General features: G+C 71.7%; 19 protein-coding genes. 6 read left to right on the top strand and 13 right to left on the bottom strand.

Annotation, left to right across the window (positions count from 1 at the left end; translation table 11 throughout):
- Positions 1 to 188 precede the first annotated feature (188 nt).
- Together ACK1X7_RS15490 and ACK1X7_RS15485 are read right to left on the bottom strand one after the other, a co-directional pair.
- A complete protein-coding gene (locus tag ACK1X7_RS15490; protein WP_413115198.1) occupies positions 189 to 803 on the bottom strand; it encodes a hypothetical protein in 615 nt (204 codons plus the stop codon).
- 252 nt (positions 804 to 1,055) lie between these two features.
- Positions 1,056 to 1,829: an SDR family oxidoreductase gene (locus ACK1X7_RS15485; protein ID WP_361506011.1), complete on the bottom strand. Its 774-nt coding sequence runs from the start codon at positions 1,827 to 1,829 to the stop codon at positions 1,056 to 1,058.
- A gap of 173 nt (positions 1,830 to 2,002) precedes the next feature.
- Between ACK1X7_RS15485 and ACK1X7_RS15480 the strand changes: the two genes are divergently transcribed.
- Entirely contained in the window at positions 2,003 to 3,625 is a 1,623-nt protein-coding gene (locus ACK1X7_RS15480) for an alkaline phosphatase D family protein (RefSeq protein WP_390795445.1), read from the top strand.
- 91 nt (positions 3,626 to 3,716) lie between these two features.
- Here ACK1X7_RS15480 and ACK1X7_RS15475 read toward each other — a convergent pair whose 3' ends face one another.
- The gene (locus tag ACK1X7_RS15475) at positions 3,717 to 4,724 is read right to left on the bottom strand and encodes a Gfo/Idh/MocA family protein (protein ID WP_390795444.1); all 1,008 of its coding nucleotides are present in this window, start codon (positions 4,722 to 4,724) and stop codon (positions 3,717 to 3,719) included.
- A gap of 89 nt (positions 4,725 to 4,813) precedes the next feature.
- Between ACK1X7_RS15475 and ACK1X7_RS15470 the strand changes: the two genes are divergently transcribed.
- A complete protein-coding gene (locus tag ACK1X7_RS15470) occupies positions 4,814 to 6,145 on the top strand; it encodes a multidrug effflux MFS transporter (RefSeq protein ID WP_413115197.1) in 1,332 nt (443 codons plus the stop codon).
- Entirely contained in the window at positions 6,106 to 7,209 is a 1,104-nt protein-coding gene (locus tag ACK1X7_RS15465) for a serine hydrolase domain-containing protein (RefSeq protein WP_413115196.1), read from the top strand. Before ACK1X7_RS15470 ends, ACK1X7_RS15465 begins: the two co-directional genes overlap by 40 nt.
- A gap of 110 nt (positions 7,210 to 7,319) precedes the next feature.
- On the opposite strand, the gene ACK1X7_RS15460 is transcribed toward ACK1X7_RS15465, so the two are convergent.
- Both ACK1X7_RS15460 and ACK1X7_RS15455 read right to left on the bottom strand, forming a co-directional pair.
- Positions 7,320 to 8,342, bottom strand: a complete 1,023-nt coding sequence (locus ACK1X7_RS15460; RefSeq protein ID WP_385152754.1) for a small ribosomal subunit Rsm22 family protein — start codon at positions 8,340 to 8,342, stop codon at positions 7,320 to 7,322.
- Between the two features lie 464 nt (positions 8,343 to 8,806).
- Complete coding sequence (locus tag ACK1X7_RS15455) at positions 8,807 to 9,709, bottom strand: glycerophosphodiester phosphodiesterase (protein ID WP_413115195.1); 903 nt, start codon at positions 9,707 to 9,709, stop codon at positions 8,807 to 8,809.
- 169 nt (positions 9,710 to 9,878) lie between these two features.
- On the opposite strand from ACK1X7_RS15455, the gene ACK1X7_RS15450 reads away from it, so the two are divergent.
- Positions 9,879 to 10,616: a bifunctional DNA primase/polymerase gene (locus ACK1X7_RS15450; protein WP_390795440.1), complete on the top strand. Its 738-nt coding sequence runs from the start codon at positions 9,879 to 9,881 to the stop codon at positions 10,614 to 10,616.
- Between the two features lie 95 nt (positions 10,617 to 10,711).
- Here the strand turns inward: ACK1X7_RS15450 and ACK1X7_RS15445 are convergent, their stop codons facing one another.
- The 7 genes from ACK1X7_RS15445 to ACK1X7_RS15415 all read right to left on the bottom strand — a co-directional run bounded on the left by ACK1X7_RS15445 (position 10,712) and on the right by ACK1X7_RS15415 (position 16,030).
- Positions 10,712 to 11,617: a hypothetical protein gene (locus ACK1X7_RS15445; RefSeq protein ID WP_385138596.1), complete on the bottom strand. Its 906-nt coding sequence runs from the start codon at positions 11,615 to 11,617 to the stop codon at positions 10,712 to 10,714.
- Positions 11,568 to 12,545 (bottom strand): iron uptake transporter permease EfeU, encoded by a 978-nt coding sequence (gene efeU / locus ACK1X7_RS15440; RefSeq protein ID WP_382946288.1) that lies wholly within the window; start codon positions 12,543 to 12,545, stop codon positions 11,568 to 11,570. The genes ACK1X7_RS15445 and efeU overlap by 50 nt, the downstream gene beginning before the upstream one ends.
- A gap of 43 nt (positions 12,546 to 12,588) precedes the next feature.
- On the bottom strand, positions 12,589 to 13,848 hold the full coding sequence (gene efeB / locus ACK1X7_RS15435; protein WP_390795438.1) for an iron uptake transporter deferrochelatase/peroxidase subunit: 1,260 nt from the start codon (positions 13,846 to 13,848) through the stop codon (positions 12,589 to 12,591).
- An 11-nt stretch (positions 13,849 to 13,859) separates the two neighbouring features.
- Entirely contained in the window at positions 13,860 to 14,993 is a 1,134-nt protein-coding gene (efeO, locus tag ACK1X7_RS15430) for an iron uptake system protein EfeO (protein ID WP_413115194.1), read from the bottom strand.
- A 266-nt stretch (positions 14,994 to 15,259) separates the two neighbouring features.
- Positions 15,260 to 15,406 (bottom strand): hypothetical protein, encoded by a 147-nt coding sequence (locus ACK1X7_RS15425; protein ID WP_385138581.1) that lies wholly within the window; start codon positions 15,404 to 15,406, stop codon positions 15,260 to 15,262.
- Positions 15,403 to 15,585, bottom strand: a complete 183-nt coding sequence (locus ACK1X7_RS15420) for a hypothetical protein (RefSeq protein ID WP_385138579.1) — start codon at positions 15,583 to 15,585, stop codon at positions 15,403 to 15,405. The genes ACK1X7_RS15425 and ACK1X7_RS15420 overlap by 4 nt, the downstream gene beginning before the upstream one ends.
- Before the next feature lie 85 nt (positions 15,586 to 15,670).
- Positions 15,671 to 16,030, bottom strand: coding sequence for an ATP-binding protein (locus tag ACK1X7_RS15415; RefSeq protein ID WP_385138576.1), 360 nt, complete (start codon positions 16,028 to 16,030; stop codon positions 15,671 to 15,673).
- Between the two features lie 211 nt (positions 16,031 to 16,241).
- Between ACK1X7_RS15415 and ACK1X7_RS15410 the strand changes: the two genes are divergently transcribed.
- Together ACK1X7_RS15410 and ACK1X7_RS15405 are read left to right on the top strand one after the other, a co-directional pair.
- A complete protein-coding gene (locus ACK1X7_RS15410) occupies positions 16,242 to 17,501 on the top strand; it encodes an XRE family transcriptional regulator (protein ID WP_390795435.1) in 1,260 nt (419 codons plus the stop codon).
- Entirely contained in the window at positions 17,486 to 18,025 is a 540-nt protein-coding gene (locus ACK1X7_RS15405; RefSeq protein ID WP_385138571.1) for a GNAT family N-acetyltransferase, read from the top strand. Before ACK1X7_RS15410 ends, ACK1X7_RS15405 begins: the two co-directional genes overlap by 16 nt.
- A 77-nt stretch (positions 18,026 to 18,102) precedes the next feature.
- Here ACK1X7_RS15405 and ACK1X7_RS15400 read toward each other — a convergent pair whose 3' ends face one another.
- The gene (locus tag ACK1X7_RS15400; RefSeq protein WP_413115193.1) at positions 18,103 to 18,747 is read right to left on the bottom strand and encodes a heme oxygenase (biliverdin-producing); all 645 of its coding nucleotides are present in this window, start codon (positions 18,745 to 18,747) and stop codon (positions 18,103 to 18,105) included.
- Positions 18,748 to 18,842 lie beyond the last annotated feature (95 nt).

Here is an 18,842-nt window from a genome sequence, read left to right as displayed (position 1 = left end):
CGGCGGGGGACACGGTGGGACTCCAGGGCTCGGGTGCGATGCCCGCGATCGTATCCGTTCACCCGGAAGGGCACTTCCGTACGGCTGATGTTCATCAATGACTGAGCAGTCGGCCTCAAAGGGCGAGCGGCACAAAACAACCGAGCGGAACGAAACGATTGAGCAGAGCGGGAAGGCCGGCGGAACGATCAGCCGTCGAGTGCGGCGAGCGCCTTCTTGGCCGCGCTGATGGCGCCCTTACGGATCGCATCGCCGTCGGCGGCCTTGTGGCTCTCGAAGTCGCCGCCGTTGTAGGTCACGGTGACCGCGGCATTGTCCTGGTGGACCGTCACCACGGCCTCGCGGATGCCCTGGTCGTCGTCCTCGGTGGTCTTCTCGGTCACCGACGCGTCGTCGCCGAGGCCGGGCACCGCGCTGCCGCCCGCGCTCCCGCCCTTCTTCCCCGCGGTGCTCTTGACGTCGTAGGCGATGTCCAGCCAGCGGTACTCGAAGTCGTCCAGGGCGTGCCAGGAGCAGCCCGTGCGGCGGCTCAGGTCGCTGGACTTCAGCTCGTTCCCGGCCGCTTTGGCGCCCGGCACCAGCTCCTTGAGCATCGACTCGGGGAGGGTGGTGCACGCCTCCGCGGGCGGCTTGGCGTAGCGCGGCGCGGCGGCGCCGGTGGCCGGGGCCGAGGTCTGCGGGGAGGGGCCCGCCGGGGTGGCGCCCGTGTCCGAGTCGTCCGACGCCGTCATGGCCACCCCCGCGGCGGCGAGGACGGCGACGGGCAGCAGACGGGCGACCAAGGTGAGCGGCAGAGAACGCACGGCGGTCTCTCTTCGTTCGGATGGCGGTCGTGGGGCGGTGGTGAAAGGTGTGGCGCGGTGGGAAACGACCCTGCCATATGGAGCGGGCGTCGAACAGTCCGGGGGTGGGAGAGGGGGCCGGTCCGGGGGTGGGTGAGCGGGTGCGTCGGCGGTGGCGTCGGAGCCGCTGTGCCGATCGAGTGAATTGCCCGCATCCTCACATTATCTCCACAATTGGAGGGTTATCTAGGACGGGTGACGAACCCTCATCCGTCAGCCGCGGCCGATGTACGGCATCGCCGTCGCCATGACCGTCGCGAACTGCACGTTGGCCTCCAGCGGCAGCGACGCCATATGCCGGACCGTGCGCGCCACGTCCGCGACGTCCATCACGGGCTCGGCCGCCACCTCCCCGTTCGCCTGCGGTACACCGGCCGACATCCGCTCGGTCATCTCGGTCGCCGCGTTGCCGATGTCGATCTGCCCGCAGGCGATGCGGTACCGCCGCCCGTCCAGCGACAGCGACTTGGTGAGCCCCGTGATGGCGTGCTTGGTGGCGGTGTACGCCACGCTGTCCGGCCGGGGCGCGTGCGCCGAGATGGAGCCGTTGTTGATGATCCGCCCGCCCTGTGGCTCCTGATCCCGCATCAGCCGGAACGCCGCCTGGGCGCACAGGAACGCGCCCGTCAGGTTGGTGTCCACGACCGACCGCCAGTCCTCGTAGGCCAGATCCGCCAGGGCCACACCGCGCGGGCCGAAGCTCCCCGCGTTGTTGAACAGCAGATCGAGCCGTCCGAACCGCTCCCGCACCGCGGCGAAGAGCGCCTCCACCCGCTCCGGACTTGCCACATCCGTCGGCACCACGGGGGCCGGTGGACCGCCACCGGCCAGCCGCGCCGTCTCGGCCAGGGCCTCCTCGCGGCGCCCCGCCAGCACCACCGACCAGCCCGCCTCCAGGAGTTCGAGCGCCACCGCCCGGCCGACCCCGGAGCCCGCGCCCGTCACCACCGCCACTTTCGACACCACCGACACACGACCGTCGCTCATGGCGCCGCAGCGTACGCCACGTCAGTTCGCCGTGTGGAGGCGTCGATTCGCCGCAATGGTCCCTTCCGGCAACGGACCTCACCCAGCGGCCATATCGATGTCGGGTGCACGCAAGCGGCCGGCCGTCCACCGACACTGCAATTCCTCTGACGCCACGAGCCAGGGGAGAGCACATGGCACACGACTCGCACCAGCAGGCCATACGAGCTGCGGCCGCACGTCTGGGACGCCGCCGCTTCCTCACCGTCACCGGAGCCGCCGCCGCGCTCGCGTTCACCACCAATCTGCCCAGCGCCCACGCCGCGCAGGTGTCCCCGCGCGCGCTCGCCGACAACCCCTTCACCCTCGGCGTGGCCTCCGGCGACCCGCTGCCCGGCGCGGTCGTGCTGTGGACCAGGCTGGCGCCCCGCCCGTACGAGCCCGGCAACGGGCTGCCCGAAGAGGGCACCGTCAAGGTCGACTGGGAGATCGCCCGCGACGAGAAGTTCCAGCGCGTCGCCCGCCGGGGGACCACCTCCGCGCACGCCGAGTTCAACTACACGGTGCACGTCGACGCGAACGGGCTCGAGCCGGACCGCGTCTACTGGTACCGCTTCCGGGCCGGGAACTGGACCAGCCCGGTGGGCCGCACCCGCACCACCCCCGCCCGGGGCGCCAAGGTCCGGGACGTGCGCTTCGGCCTGGTCTCCTGCCAGGCGTACCACGACGGCTACTTCACCGCCTACCGCCACCTGGCGGACGAGGACCTGGACGCCGTCTTCCACGTGGGCGACTACCAGTACGAGTACGCGGTCAACTCCGCGGGCGGCGCCCGCAACTACACCGACCGCACCCTCCCCGCGGTGTTCAACACCGAGACGATGACCCTCGAGGACTACCGGCTGCGCTACGCGCTCTACAAGTCCGACGAGGACCTCCAGGCCGCCCACGCCGCCTTCCCCTGGTTCGTCACCTGGGACGACCACGAGACCGAGAACAACTACGCGGGCGACATCGACGAGAACGGCAGCCCGTCCGAGGAGTTCCTGATCCGCCGGGCCGCCGCCTACCGGGCGTACTGGGAGAACATGCCGCTGCGGATGCCCCAGCAGCCGGACGGCCCCGATATGCGGCTCTACCGCCGCTTCCACTACGGCAAGCTGGCCCAGTTCGACATCCTCGACACCCGCCAGTACCGCTCCAACCAGGCGTACGGCGACGGCTGGCAGTACCCCGGCCCGGAGTCCGAGGACCCCGCGCGCACCCTCACCGGCTCCACCCAGGAGCGCTGGCTGCTCAGCGGCTTCCGGAGCTCCACCGCCACCTGGAACGTGCTGCCGCAGCAGGTCACCTTCTCCCAGCGGAAGAACACCACGGCCGCCCGCTCCAAGCTCTCCATGGACTCCTGGGACGGCTACCCCGCCTCCCGGGAGCGGATCCTGGCCGGTGTCGAGCAGGCGGGCCTGGAGAACTTCGTGGTGCTCACCGGCGATGTGCATGTGCACTACGCCTTCGACATCAAGAAGGACTTCGACGACCCGGACTCCCGCACCCTGGGCGTGGAGTTCGTCGGCACCTCCATCACCAGCGGCAAGGACGGCGCCGACAAGCCCGACAACTGGGCCACCTACCTGGCCGCCAACCCGCATATGAAGTTCTACAACGGCCGGCGCGGCTATGTGACCGTCTCGCTGGACGAGGAGCGGGCACGCGCCGACTACAAGACCGTCTCCGCGGTCACCACCCCGGGCGCGCCGCTCACCACGGCGGCGTCGTTCGTCAGCGAGGCCGGGAACCCCGGGCTGAAGCAGGTCTGACGAACGGGCGGGACCCGGCGCGCACCCCAGGCGCCGGGCCCGCCCGGGTCACCCCTCGTACCTCGTTCTCACACCTCGTCACCCCACGCCCTCACACCTCGTCCTCGCCGGGATACCGCACCCCCAGCCGCTCCCGCGCCGCGTCCAGGGTGCGCATCACCGCCAGCGTGCCGTCCAGCGGCACCAGCGGGGACTCCGTCTCGCCCGCGCGCAGGCAGCGCATCACCTCCGCCGCCTCCCGCTGGTAGGAGCGCAGCCCGTCCACCGCCGCGATCTCCTCAGGGTCCCGGCCGGGCCGGTGCAGCACGAAGCGCTCGGGGTGGAAGAAGCCGCGGGGGAACTCGATCCGCCCCGCCGTGCCCGTCACCGCCGCCGTCATCGGCGTATCCGCGGTGATCGAGCAGGAGAGCAGCGCCACCGCCCCGCTGTCCCAGCCCAGCGCAAGGCCCGTGTTCATATCCACGCCCTCGGGGGAGAGCTGTCCCACCGCCCGTATCTCGTCCGGCTCGCCGAGCAGCAACTGCGCGAAGGACACCGGATAGACGCCGAGATCCAGCAGGGCGCCGCCGCCCAGCGCCGGATCGCGCAGCCGGTGGTCCGGGTCGATCGGGCCGGGCAGCCCGAAGTCCGCGTGGACCGCCCGGACCTCGCCGATCGCCCCGTCGTGGACCAGTTCGGTCATCCGGCGGACGACCGGATCGCAGTACGTCCACATCGCCTCCATCAGGAAGCGGCCCCGGGTCCGGGCGAGGCCCACCAGCTCCTCGGCCTGCCGGACATTGAGCGTGAACGGCTTCTCGCACAGCACCGCCCGCCCCGCCTCCAGACACAGCCCGGCCGCCTCCCGATGGGCCGAGTGCGGGGTGGCGACATAGATCACATCGATGTCGTCATCGGCGGCCAGCTCCGCCCAGTTGCCGTAGGCGCGGGATATCCCGAACCGCTCCGCGAACCGCTTGGCCGACTCCGGGCGGCGCGAGCCGACCGCGATGACCTGCGCGTCCGCCATCTCCAGCAGATCCGAGGTGAACGAGGCGGCGATCCCACCGGTCGCCAGAATCCCCCACCGCACGGCCCTTGCCCCGGTTGTCCCGACCATTCCGTCCCCGTTCCCCCTGTCCACAGGAGTTCGACCCCATTCGAATTGCTGAGAGCATAGAGACGCATCAACGACTCAGGAAGGTACGCATGCAGCAGCCCGGCCAACCGGCCGCCGCTCCCACCCGGGCCGACCGGCCCGGAATCCCGTCCCCCGACACCTCCCGCACCTCCGCTGCCGCCCTTCCCGGGCTCACCGCGCAGCGCCGTACGAGCCTCCTCGTCACCCTGATCCTCGGCGGGCTCACCGCACTCCCGCCGCTGTCCATGGACATGTACCTCCCGGCCCTGCCGGAGGTCACCGACGGGTTCCACAGCTCGGCCGCCACCGCCCAGCTCACCCTCACCGCCTGTCTGATGGGCATGGCGCTCGGCCAGCTCGCCGTCGGCCCGATGAGCGACCGCTGGGGGCGCCGCCGGCCACTGCTCATCGGCATGGTGATCTACGTCATCGCCACCGCCATCTGCGCCTTCGCCCCCACCGCCGGGCTGCTCATCGGCTTCCGGCTGCTCCAGGGGCTCGCGGGCGCGGCCGGAATCGTGATCGCCCGCGCCGTCGTCCGGGACCTCTACGACGGCATCGCGATGGCCCGCTTCTTCTCCACCCTGATGCTGATCTCGGGGGTGGCGCCCATCGTGGCCCCGCTCATCGGCGGCCAGATCCTGCGCTTCACCGACTGGCGCGGCGTCTTCGCGGTGCTCACCGTGATCGGCACCCTGTTCACCTTCGTGGTCTGGCGGTGGCTGGGCGAGACGCTGCCGCCCGAGCGGCGCCAGGACGGGGGGCTCGGCCAGACCCTGCGCACCATGCGGGGGTTGCTCGCCGACCGCGTCTTCACCGGCTACATGCTCGCGGGCAGCTTCGCCTTCGCGGCGCTCTTCGCCTATGTCGCCGGGTCGTCCTTCATCGTCCAGGAGATCTACGGCGCCTCACCGCAGACCTTCAGCCTGCTCTTCGGGCTGAACTCGATCGGCCTGATCGCCACCGGCCAGCTCAACGGCCGGGTGCTGGTCGGCCGGGTCAGCATGGACAAGGTGCTGCTGGTCGGGCTGGTCGTGATCACCGTCGCGGCGGCCGCGCTGCTCGTGCTGGCCTCCGGGGTCTTCGGGAAGGCCGGGCTCGTCCCGGTGGCCGGGAGCCTGTTCGTGCTGATGTCCGCGATGGGCCTGGCCATGCCGAACACCAACGCCCAGGCCCTGAACCGCACCCCGCACGCCGCCGGTTCCGCCTCCGCGCTGCTGGGCACCTCCACCTTCCTGCTGGGCGCCGTCGCCTCCCCGCTGGTGGGGATCGCGGGGGAGACCACGGCGGTGCCGATGGCCGTCGTCCAGCTCGTCTGCGCGCTCGCGGCCATCGCCTGCTTCATGGGACTCTGCCGTCCGTGGCAGCGACGTACGAAGCAGAGCGTGACCGTGGTCTGACCCGGCTGCTGGAGATCGTCAGGGCGCTTCCCGAAGGGGAGCGCCCTTGGTGTTCGGGGGTGGCACTGGCCGCCGGGACCGCGTCGGGCCCGCTGGCCGAGGAGTCCTTCGGCTGGGCGGTGCGCTACGCGGCGTACGACGAGCGGGCCGACCGGGGCGTGGAGCTGCCGCGCGAGCGGTGGCTGCCGGTGCGCCGCGACACCCTCTTCGACCTCGCCTCGCTCACCAAGCTGTGCACCACGATCGTGGCGCTGCGGGCCGTCGAGCGCGGGCTGATCGCGCCGGACGGGCGGGTCGCCGCGTACGCCCCGGAGTGCACGGCCGCCGCCGAGCACGGCATCACCGTGCGCCAACTGCTCACCCACACCTCGGGGCTGATCCCCGAACTGCCGCTGTACGAGGAGGACGGGATGGAGCGGCGGTGGGCCCGGCTCGCGGCCGAGCAGCCGGTCACCCCGCCCGGCACCGCCCGCCGCTACTCCGACCTCAACTTCCTGCTGCTCCAGCGGGTGCTGGAGCGGACCGCGGGGCGCGGTCTTGACCGGCTCGTCCAGGAGACGGTCACCGGCCCGCTGGGCATGGCCGACACCCGCTTCAACCCTCCCGCCTCCTGGCTGCCCCGGATCGCGGCCACCGAGGACCAGCGGCGGCCCTGGGGCAAGGCGGACCGGGGGATGCTGCGGGGCGTGGTGCACGACGAGAACGCATGGGCGCTGGGCGGGGTCGCGGGCCATGCCGGACTCTTCTCCACCGCCGGGGACCTGGCGGTGCTGTGCCGGGCGCTGCTGGCCGGCGGCGGGCCCATGCTGTCGCCGGAGTCCACCGAGCTGATGCTGACCGCTCCGGGGCTGGGCTTCGAGGTCGACCAGCCGTGGTTCATGGGCGAGTTGGCGGGGCGCAGGGCCGCGGGGCACACCGGGTTCACCGGGACGAGTCTGGTGGTGGACCGGGCCCGCGGGGTGTATCTGGTGTTGCTCGCCACGACGGTGCATCCGCGGCGCCGGGCCGGGGACAGTGCGCCTCGTGCGGCGGCGGCGACGGCGCTGGCGCGGGCGGTGGGGTGAGCGGGCGCCGGGCTCCGGGCTCCGGGCGGATCTGGTCCCCTACCCGCCCCTTCCCGAACCGGGGCTCCGCCCCGGACCCCGCTCCTCAAACGCCGGAGGGGCTGGATGCGTTACCGGTCGGAGGGGCCGGATTCCTCTGGTGGCCAGACATCGCCCCAGGAGACATCGCGGGCGGCCCGGTACAGCGGGCCCTGACGCTTGGTCACCGTGGTGCGGGCCAGCCCCGCCTCCGGGGCGCACAGGTCCAGCAGTACCTGGCCCTTGCGGATCTGCGGGCGACGCACCACCCGCGCCCCGGCGGGTGCGGCGTCGAACCGTACGGCCGCGACATAGCTGAACTTCTCGTCCTCGTACGGCAGTGAACCGCCCTTGACCTGCCGGTGGAGGGAGGAGCGGCGGACCCGGGCGGCGAAGTGGCACCAGTCGGCGCCGGGTTCGATCGGGCAGGCCGCGCCGTGCGGGCAGGGGGCGACGATGCGCAGCCCGGCCGCCAGCAGCCGGTCCCGCGCCTCGCGGATCCGCAGATAGCCGTCCGGGGTGCCCGGTTCGATCAGCACCACGGCCTGGGCCGCGCGGGCCGCCTCGGCCACCACGGCCCGCCGGTCGGCCTCGGTCAGCTCGCCCAGCACATAGCTGACGGTGACCAGGTCGGTCCCGTCCGGCAGCGCGAGCCCGTCGCCGATGGCCCGGCGCTGCCAGCGGGCGGTGCGCAGCGCCTCGGAGGGCGCCTGCCCGGCCAGTTCGCGGCCGAGGGCCAGCGCGGGCTCGGCCCAGTCCAGGACGGTGGTGGTGTGCCCGTCGCGGGGCCAGGTGGCGGCCACCGCCCAGCTTGCCGCGCCCGTACCGCCGCCGATGTCGATATGCGAGGCCGGGGCCCAGCCGGGCGTCCGGGCGCGGAAGGCGGCGAGGGCGGCGCGCACGGCCTCGAAGGTCGCGGGCATCCGGTACGCGGCGTAGGCGGCGACGTCGGAGCGGTCGCGCAGCACGGGCGCGTCGGTCGGGGTGCGCCCCCGGTAGTGGCCGATCAGCCGGTCGACCGCCTGGGCCGCCTGGCGGGGCGGCAGACCGTCGAGCAGACCGGCGAGCGCGGTCTGCGGCGTCTCGTCGGTGCGGGTGGCGTCGGGGGCGTGCATTCGGCGGATTCTACCGGCGGGAGGGGGCGCCTCCGGCGCCTGGGCGGGGCCGCTCGGGGGCCGCGCCGCCCCCGGCCCAGGCGCCCTCGCCGCCTGGGCCGGGAACCTCCCGCGCGGTCCGCTGCCCCAGGGCCGCCTCCGCCGCGCGGACCGGGGTCGCCATCCCGGCCTTCACCGGCGCCAACCTGGAGGGCCGCCTCCGCCGCGCGGACCGGGGGCTGGGCCGCCGCCCCGGGCCGAGCGCCTCGCGGAGCCCCGTTGCCCGCCTTCAGGGTCGGTCTCACCCGGGTCGGCCTCGCCGTCCGTGCCGGGCGCCTCGCGGGGCCCGCTGCCCCCAGGGGCGGCGTCGCGCAGGTCGGCCTTGCCGCCCGGCCCGGGGTCGCCGGTCGGTCGGGGCGGCACCGGCGGGCGGTCCGGGTATGGCCGACGCCCACCGTCGGCCGACGCCCACCGCCGGCCGGCGCTCACCCCCCGCTGAGCGCCCGCGGCGTTCGTACGGGCGTGGAGACCAGCAGGGCCGGTGCGTCCGTGATGATGCCGTCGCACCCCAGCCGCAGCATCCGGTCCCGCTGCGCCGGGGTGTCCACGGTGTGCGCCCACACCCGCGGTATCCCGGAGGCGACGGCCCGCCGTACGTCCTTCTCGCGCGCCCGGTAGTCGACGTCCAGCAGATCGACGACCCCGCGCCAGTCGCGCGGGGTGTCGGTGCGCATCTGCCGGGCGGACCGCCACAACTGGGTCATCAGCCCCTTACGGTGGGCCTCGCGGGCCACCTCGGGGCGGTTGCTGTTGACGTAGACGGAGTCGGTCAGGCCCCGGTCGCGGATCATCCGCGCCAGCCGCGGCAGGCTCTCGGGGTCCTTGGCCTCCACCATCAAGGTGATCCGGCCGCCGAACCGGTCCAGCGCCTCGGCGACAGTCGGCGGCCGCTCGGGCCGCCAGGTGCCGCGCAGGGAGGGGTCGGGGCGCAGCCGGACGCCCCGCCACTGGGCGGCGGTCAGCGCCCGTACGGGCCCGGTCCGGTCGGTGGTGCGGTCCAGTGTCGCGTCGTGCATCACCACGAGCGTGCCGTCCCGCAGCATGCGGGTGTCGAAGTCGAGAACCTGGACGTCATGCCGGCTGAGGGCGCTGGCCAGCCCGGACATGCTGTTCTCGGGCACTTCCAGGGCGCCGCCGCGGTGCGCGGTGTAGACCACGGCGGGCTTCCCGGCCGACGGCGCCGTGAGCGCGGGCTGGAACCGCGCCGGTTCACCGGCCGGGGGTAGGAGACGTCGTACGGACGGACGAGCGGTGGGGTGGGCCGCGACGGCCGCCGGTATGGAGAGGCCGAGCACCACGACGGCGGTCAGAAAATGCCTGCTGATCATAGAAGGAACGCTAGGGGTGAGATGCCGCGTATGCCCTGATATCGACACCCGGTCGAGGTGGTCTCACCCACCCCGGATGCGGACACCGGCCACTTCCGGAGCAGGATGGTGGCAGCATTGATCGGGTACCGGCCGTACCGCCGGTACCGGCGGTGAAGCGAGGCGGTAGATGGAACGCAAGGGCAGGTTCTCCCAGTGGCTGCGTCGGCCGAGGAGCGGAGCGGGCGGCGACCACGACACGGGAGCGGGCGCCGGCGGCGTCCGCGAGGACCTGCTCATGGCCGCCGCGGCGGCGGGATTCCCGCTCGCACCGGCCGCCCACCCCTCCGGCTACGGCTGTTCCTGTGACCGCATCGGCTGTCCCACCCCGGGCCGCCACCCCGTCTCGTTCGCCTGGCAGACCCAGGCGACCACCGACCCGGACAAGGTCGCGCAGTGGCTGCGCGCCGATCCGCGGGCCAACTTCATCACCGCCACCGGCATCGTCCACGATGTGCTCGACGTGCCCGTGGACGCCGGGCGGCTGGCCCTGGAGCGGCTGGGCGCGGCCGAGGTCGAGGTCGGACCCGTGGCCACGAGCAGCGGCGATCTCCAGCAGGGGCGGATGCTGTTCTTCAGCGCCACCCGGGGCACGCCCGACGACGAGGACGAGTGGTGGCCCTGTGAGCTGGACTGCCACCCGGAGACGATGGACGAGCATCCGGGGCTGCGGTGGCATTGCCGGGGCAGCTATGTGCTGATGCCGCCCGCGAAGCTGCCGGGGGATGGGCATGTGGGGTGGCTGCTGGGGCCGGAGCGGCCGCTGCCGGATCCGCTGACGTTGCTCGAGACGCTGACGGATGCGTGCGCCCAGTTCGTGGGCGAGGACCACGATGCGGAGTCGGCCGCCTGGCCCATAGGGCGATAGGGCGACCGTGTGGGCAATCGTTCCGCGGGGCGGAACGGGTGGGCACACCCCACCCACCGGCCCGCGCCCGACAACGACCCCCCCGGGGCCGGTACCTATTCGCCCTTGGCTGCCGTGACGCCTTCCAGGCGGTTGAGGAAGACCACCTTCGGGTCCGCCGCATCCTTCGCGGGGACCCGCACCGCCGACTCCGAAACCCTCGTCAGCGTCACAGCCTTCTTCGCCTCGCCCGTCATCAGCGCCTTGATCTGCGGATCCGGGTTGGGCCGAAACCCCTTCGCCATCGTCTGCTTCTGCCGGTGGTGCGCGGAGAAGAACACGATCGCCCCGCCGTCCGAGGTGCGCAGCCCCACCGGAGCGTCCCGCGCGCCCTGCGCCGGGGTGTCGATGTACTCCGTCCAGAACTTCGGGGTGCGCAGGAACTTCTTCCGGGTGTTCCGCAGCCCCGAGGTCGCCTGGCCGTCGGCGAAGACCGAGCCCTCACCCGTCATCAGGTAGTCGGTGTACTCCGCGCTCAGCTTGTCCGGCCGGGTCGCCAGCTTCGGGGTCGGCCCCTCCGTCGGGACCGGCTTGGCCCAGCCGTCCTTGTCGGTCGCGAAGTCCGGCACCTCGTCCTGGCTGAGGATCGACAGATACGCGGCCTTCCACGGCTCGTCCGCACCGCCGCGGGTGAAGACGAACAGCCAGCGGTTGTCGTCGCGGTTGCTGTCGGTGTCCGCGACGAAGAACTTCGGCCAGCCCACCTGCTTGGGGATGCGGTAGGTGACGTCGGACAGCTTCAGCGCCGGGTACTTGGGGTTGCCGTTCGGGGAGCTCGCGTGCTGGGCCTTGAGGTCGGCGGTGGTGATGGCCTCCAGCGGGCCCGTCTCCACCTGGCTCGCCACCGCCGGATCCAGCTCCCGGTACGCCTTGTTGTACGCGTCGGTGAACCGCTTGAGCGCCTTGGGTGCCTCAGCCTTGTCCACCGACGGAATGTTCTCCCGCTCGCCGTGGACCGTCATGCACCCCGTCAGCGTCATCCCCAGCGTCAGTACCGCCGCTGCGGTCGGGACTGTCAACTGCCGACGGCGCGGCCTGCGTGTCATGGGGCTCCGGCTCCCGATTCCTGGGGGCTGCTGTGGACGGCGACACCCTACCGGGACGCAGGAACAGCGCGAGCGTGGGGACCAGATAGAGCGCCCACATCCACACCTGGAGCCAGGTCGGGTCCGGCTGGAAGTTGAAGACGCCCTTGAGCAGGGTGCCGTACCAGGAGTCCGGCGCGATGGTGGAGCTGATGTCGAAGGCCAGCGAGTGCAGCCCGGGCAGCCAGTCGGCCTCCTGGAGATCGTGGAAGCCGTACGCGAGCACCCCCGCGGCCACCACGACCAGCATCCCGCCCGTCCAGGTGAAGAACTTCGCCAGGTTGATCCGGAGCGCGCCCCGGTAGAACAGCCAGCCCAGCACCACCGCGGTGACCAGGCCCAGGACCACGCCGATCAGCGGATCCGCCGTACCGTCGTTGCTCGCCCGCACCGCCGTCCATACGAACAGCGCGGTCTCCAGGCCCTCCCGGCCCACCGCCAGGAAGGCCGTGGCCACCAGCGCCCCGGTGCCCACCGCGAGCGCCGCGTCCAGCTTGCTGTGCAGCTCGGTCTTCAGATGGCGGGCGGTGCGCCGCATCCAGAACACCATCCAGGTCACCAGGCCCACCGACAGGACCGACAGCGAGCCGCCCAGCGCCTCCTTCGCCTCGAAGGTCAGCTCCTGCGAGCCGAACTCCAGCGCCGCGCCGAAGGACATGCTCAGGCCAACCGCGACGGCGATCCCGAGCCACACCGGGCGCAGCGCGTCCCGGCGCCCGGTCTTGACCAGATAGGCGACCAGGATGCACACCACCAGGCTGGCTTCCAGCCCTTCGCGCAGACCGATCAGGTAATTGCCGAACACGGGGTTCGCCTTCCTTGTCGTCGAGGGTTGTCGCGGGAGTCCGTCAGGAGAACAGCGCCCTGCCCCACCAGTCGTCCGCGTCCCGGACGCCCGGCGGGACCGCGAAGAGCGCCGAACCCACGTGCTGGATGTACTCGTTGAGCGCGTCGGAGCGCGCCAGCGCCCGCTGCACGGGGACGAACCCGTCCCGTACGTCGTGCTGGTAGGCGAGGAAGAACAGCCCCGCGTCCAGCCGCCCCAGACCGTCCGTGCCATCGGTGAAGGAGTAGCCGCGGCGCAGGATCCGCGCCCCGCCGTTGGAGTCCGGATGGGCGAGCCGGACATGCGCGGTGGGCAGCATCGCCTTCAGATTCGGCTCGTCGCGCTCATGCTGCCTGCCCTGCGGCGCGCCCTCGCCCTTGTCCCGGCCGAAGACGTCCTCCTGCTCCTTGAGCGAGGTGCGGTCCCAGGTCTCGATATGCATCCGGATGCGGCGCGCCACCAGATACGAACCGCCGGCCAGCCATGCCGGGCCCGCCTTCCCGCTCACCCACACATGCTTCTCCAGGGCGGCGGTGTCGGTGCCCGCGATGTTCCGGGTGCCGTCCTTGAAGCCCATCATGTTGCGCGGTGTCTGGGCATCCGGCGTGGTCGAGGACGTCTTGCCGAAGCCGAGCTGCGACCAGCGGATGGCCACCTTGCCCATGCCGATCCGGGCCAGGTTGCGGATGGCGTGCACGGCCACCTGAGGGTCGTCCGCGCATGCCTGCACACACAGATCGCCGTCGCTGCGCGCCGCGTCGAGGTTGTCGCCGGGGAAGGCGGGCAGGTCGATCAGCGCCTCGGGGCGGCGGTCGGCGATGCCGAAGCGGTCCTTGCCCTTCCTGTCCTTGAAGAGCGTGGGCCCGAAGCCGATGGTGAGGGTGAGCCGGGACGCCTTGAGGCCGAGCGCCTCGCCGGTGTCGTCCGGCGGGGCCTCCGCCAGATCGCTCACCGCGCCGCCGCCGACCGCGTGCCCCTGGGTCATCCGGGCCGCCGCCTTCGTCCACTCCTTCAGCAGCGCGATCAGCTCGGCGCGGTCGTCGGTGGTGACGTCGAACGCCGCGAAGTGCAGCCGGTCCTGCACCGCCGTGGCGATCCCCGCCTGGTGCGCCCCGTAGAAGGGCACCGCGGCGCCGCTGTCGGCGACCGTCCGGGTGTCGTCCGAGCCGCCGCTGAGCGCGGCCGCGGTGCCCCCGGCTGCCGCGGCGCCGAGCGCGAGCCCGGCGCCGCCCCAGCCGATCAGCGCCCGGCGCGAGGGAGCCGTGTTGGCCTCGTCGGTCATGCCCGGCCCCCTCACTTGGTGACGACGGCGGCGGCGAGCCGGGAGAGCGGCTCGGCCAGCGCGTTGACCGCGTCGGACAGCTCCTTGCGCTTGGACTCCGTGACGGTGTCGTACGACACGAAGCCCTCGCCCTCGCGGTACTTGTCCAGCAGCTTCCCGACGGCCGCGAACTGCTTGTCGAGGTCCTTGGTCAGCTCCGGGTCGTTCTTGGACGCCACCGGCTTGAGCAGCTTGTACGAGGTCTCGGCGCCCTCGACGTTGCCTTCGAAGTCCACCAGGTCGGTGTGGCTGTAGCGCTCCTCCTCACCGGTGACCTTGCCGGTCTGCACCTCGTCCAGCAGCTCCTTGGCGCCGTTGGCCATGCCGGTGGGGGTGATGTCGGCGGTGCCGACGCGCTTCTGCCAGTCCTTCAGGTCCTTGATGAGCTGGTCGGCGAGGGCGTGGTCGGCCGCGGTGATCTTCTTGGCCTGCCACAGCGACTTCTCCAGCCGGTGCCAGCCGGTCCACTTCTGGCCCTTCTCCAGACCGTCCTCGCGCACATCGACCTTGGGGTCGATGTCGCCGAAGGACTCGGCGACCGGCTCGGTGCGCTCCCAGCCGACGCGCGAGGGGGCGTAGAGCTTCTTGGCGCCCTCGAGGTCGTCCTTCTTGACCGCGTCGGCGAACTTCTGGGCCACGGGCAGCGTGTCGTCGGCCTGCTTCTGGACGTACGTCCGGTACTCGGCCACCGCCTTGTCCAGCTTGGGGTCGCGCTGGGCCGGCTTGCCCTTCCCGGTGGCGGACACCTTCTGGCGGATGCCGTGGCCCTTCATCCCGGGCTTGCAGGCGATCTCGTACGAACCGGTCTTGATCTCGGCGTTGATGGAAGTGCTGGTGCCGGGGCCGATGTTCTCCCGCTCGGTGACGATCCGGTCGCCCGGGGCGTAGACATAGACCTCGGTGACCTTGGAGCCCTTGTTCTCCACCGCGAACTTCACATGCCCGGCGGGGAAGGAGGTCTTGGAGACCTCGCACGCGCTGTCGGAGGCGGTGACCTGGATGGCGTCCGAGTCCTTGGCGTCGGACTTCTGGGCGCATCCGGCGACGGCGGTGATCGTCGTCAGTGCCGATATCGCGGCGACAACGGAGGTGCGAGCGGCTCGCATACGGGCTCCAGACGGAATCAGGACAGGGCGGACAACGGGCGTCGGATAAGGCCGCCCTAACTTAACTGAGCCTTGCCTGTGTGGATCCTGCGTAAGGTCAAGGAGTGACCTGTGAATGGCAAAGGTTTGGCCAAGGTGGCTGATTTGGTCCGGTTCGCAGTCCGGAAAAGTGATGCACGCCTCTCATGGGCGCGGCACCTCCGGCGACGCGGGCCGCTGGGGCCGTCGTCCGGTACGGGGGCCCGGAGCCCAGCGGCCCACCCGGCTTATGGGGTGGGGGTGCTCGCGAAGCAGAGCCGGACCGCGAGCACCGGCGGCGTGGGCATCACGCAGAGGAGCAGGACGCGCCGGGTGGCGCGGAAGGCGAGCGGCCCGGCCCGCGTAGCGATCGACCGCCCACGGTGCTGCTTCATGTGCCCTCCGCCGACCGGGCCAGCCGTGCCGCCGTCTCGTAGGCGTTGAGCAGCCGCTCCCCGGTCTCGCATACGGCGCCGGGCGTCCGGCAGGCCGGGCAGCCCGCAGCGTGCTCGATGGCCGCCCGCCATGCCTCCTCGGCGTCCAGAGTGACCCCGGTCCGCTCGCCGCCCGCCATCAGTGGCGCTCCTGCGGCCTGACCCGGAACGCCGCGTTGGAGCCACGCGGGTGGCCGTGCTGCGGGCATGCGACGCTGCGGATGATCAACCGCACTTCAGCTCGCCCCAAACCTGCTTGCCCCAGCGGTATCGGTCCGTCCCCCAACGGTCAGTCAGGGCATCGACTAACAGCAGCCCCCGGCCTCGCGTGTTGTCGCCATTGGAGTCCGTCCGCAGGTAGGGGATATTCCGGGACCGGTCCACCACACCGAGGCGGACGAACTTCTCGGACGGCCGGGTGACGACGACGCGGATCGACTCCAGACGGGCGTGGTCCACGGCGTTGGAGACCAGTTCGGTGATCACCAGGGCGGCATCCTCTATCAGGCCCTCATGCCCCCAGGCGGCCAGTGCGGTCCGCACCAGCTTGCGGGCGGCTTCCGCGCTCTCCGGTACGCGGCGCATGGTCTGGGAGTATCCGGGGTGCCCCGTGGGGCGAGGTGTAGCGGTCACGGACATCAGGACCTCAGTGGGTGCGAAGTGAGCGGCCTTGTCCGAGTGAACGACGGCTCGCCGCACGAGGAGAGGTAATACCCATCGGGTGTGCAACCGGCGCGGCCGGAAATTCTCGGCGGACTCCCCTCACGGAGGGGGCTCGCATGGCTACGGTGGGTGTGTGGAGGGGAACGGAAACCTCATCGGCGCCATGCGCGAGAGCGGGCTCACCCAGGCCGGGTTGGCGGACGCGGTCAACACTCATCTGCACCGCAACGGCTACGAAGGCACGGTCAGCGACCGGACGGTCCGCAACTGGCTGACCGGAAAGACGCGTTGGCCGCACCCTCGGCAGCGGGCAGCCTTAGGAGCAGTATTCGGATGTAGTGCCGAAGAGCTGGGATTCGTCCCACCAGCCCGAAGATGCCCCGCCACAGAACCGGAGGATCCCGTGAGGCGCCGGAACTTCCTGACTGCCACCACCGGTACGACGGCCGCGGTCGCCGTACCTCTCGTCGCCCAGCACTCCGTAGGCACCTCGGATGTCATCCGCCTCCGCTCCGGCTTGGACGCTCTGGCGGCCCTGGATGCCGCGCGGGGAGGTCACGACGAACTGGAACGCACGGCCCTCGCCGGGGCGGCCGAGGCGCTGGAGAAGCAGAAGCTGGGTGCCTCCCAGCGCATCCGCCAGCGGCTGTTCAGCGTGGCCGCCGATTACACGTGCCAGGCCGCTTGGTCAGCTATCGACGACAAGCGGACCGACCGGGCCCGGGGCCTGCTGGACCGGGCGCTCAGCCTGGCCGGGATGGCCAAGGACTCCACCGCTGAGCTGGAAGCCTGGAATATGTACTCCATTCTCGCCCACCATCGCGGTGAGTACACCGAGGCCGTCGGTTCCGGCTATGCGGCCCAGGCGACGGCCATCGCCCGACGGGACCCGTTCTACGCCTCCCTGGCCCATGCCCGGACGGCGCTCGCCCACTCCACCCTGGATGAACGACAGGCCGCCTTACGCTCCCTCGGGTGCGCCTGGGAGGCGCTGGGCAAGGCGTCTCTGAATGACCCCCGGCCGATCTGGACCGCCTTCTACGGGCCTGGCGAGCTGTTAGCCCTCACGGCCATCGTCCGGGACAAGATCGGCGAACCCGTGGAGGCCGAGGCCGCCTCCCACAAGGCGCTGGCCAGCATCCCCAAGCAGTTCCGCCGTAACCGTGCCCTGGCCACCGCACGGCTCGCCCTGACCCAGTTGCACCAGCGTGACATCGACCAGGCGTGCGCCACCGCTTCCGCCGTCTTCACCATGATGTCCGGGCACCCGATCCCCGGCCGAATGCGCTCCCTTCTCGGCGACTACCACCGGGACTTGATCACCCTTGCCCCGGACGCAAGCGTCGCCCGGGAGTGGGCCGACCGCTACCGAACCGAATGGAGCCGCGCGTGACCAACGCAGGGCTGAACGTCCGACACTTCACCCACACCGATCTCCCGGAGATCCGCCAGACGCTCATCGACGTACACGCCGACGCCCTCGCGGACGAGATGGACGACCCCTTCAACCAGCGCTTCCCCTGGTTCGTGGACCACTGGGGCGGCCGACCGGGGTTCGCCTGCGTGATCGCGTACGACGGCGACAAGGCCGTGGGCTTCGCCTACGGCGCCCCGGGCAGCCCCGGTCGCGAGTGGTGGCGCGAGCACCTCGACCCGGCGCCGGAGAAGCACCGGACCTTCTCGTACTCCGAACTGGCCGTCATCCCGGCGTGGCGGAAGCAGGGTGTGTCCGAGCGGCTGACCCGCGCGCTGATGGAAGACCGGGACGAGGATCTCGTGGTCCTGCTGGTGGACACCGAACACCCCCGGGTGCAGGCCCTGTACGAGTCCTGGGGCTTCCGCAAGGTGGGCAAGGACCAGCCCTTCCCGGACTCCCCGGTCTTCGCCGTCATGCTCGCCGAGCTGCCGCTGTCCTGACCCCGGTCGTGGCCTGTGCGGCGGCCTTCGTGCGGCCCCGCACAGACATCCCGTACAAGTCGCCCCGCGCAAGCCCCTCAAGCGCTGAGCCGGAACTCCTCGGCCAGCTCCTGGAAGATCCCCGCGTTCAGCGCGTACGCGCGCTTGCACTCCTCCACGACGCGCTGCCTCTCCAGATCGTCCACCGGCAGTGCGTCCAGCAGTGCGCGGTACTCCCGCTTGAAGGCGGCGGGGTTGCCGATCGACTCGAAGACGTAGAACCGCACCCCGTCGCCCTTGCGGGCGAAGCCCCAGGTCTTCTCCGCCGTGTCCCGTACGTACTGGCCGCCGGAGAGGTCGCCCATATAGCGGGTGTAGTGGTGGGCGACATAGCCCGCCGGCCAGTCGCGGGCGCACTCGGCCACCCGCGCCGCGTACGCCGTCGTGGCGGGCAGTGCGGTGAGGCCGGTGCGCCAGTCCGGGCCGCCGAGGTGGGCCAGGTCGCGCTCCAGCTCGGTTAGGCGCGCCAGCTCGGGCCGGAGGAACGGGCCCGCCACGGGGTCCGCCGCGAGCGCGTCGGCGGGGGACTCCAGGGCGCGGTAGACGAACCAGAGCTGCTCGGAGTAGCGGCGGTAGGCCGCCACGCCCAGGCGCCCGCCGAGCAGATCGGTCATGAACGACGAGCTTCCGACGTTCGTATGCGCTTCCCGTGAGGCGGCGCGGATCAGGGCGGAGAACTCCACGGTGGACCTCCGGGGGCCGAGGTATGTAGGTTAGCCTTACCTAAATGGAGACCGCTACCTACGTCAATAGCCTTCCCGACAGGCTGTCGGTAAAA

The sequence above is a fragment of the Streptomyces sp. CY-1 genome, from assembly GCF_047218265.1.
In the GTDB taxonomy this organism is placed as follows: Bacteria; Actinomycetota; Actinomycetes; order Streptomycetales; family Streptomycetaceae; genus Streptomyces; species Streptomyces niphimycinicus.
This window is presented reverse-complemented; position numbering and strand designations above follow the sequence as displayed.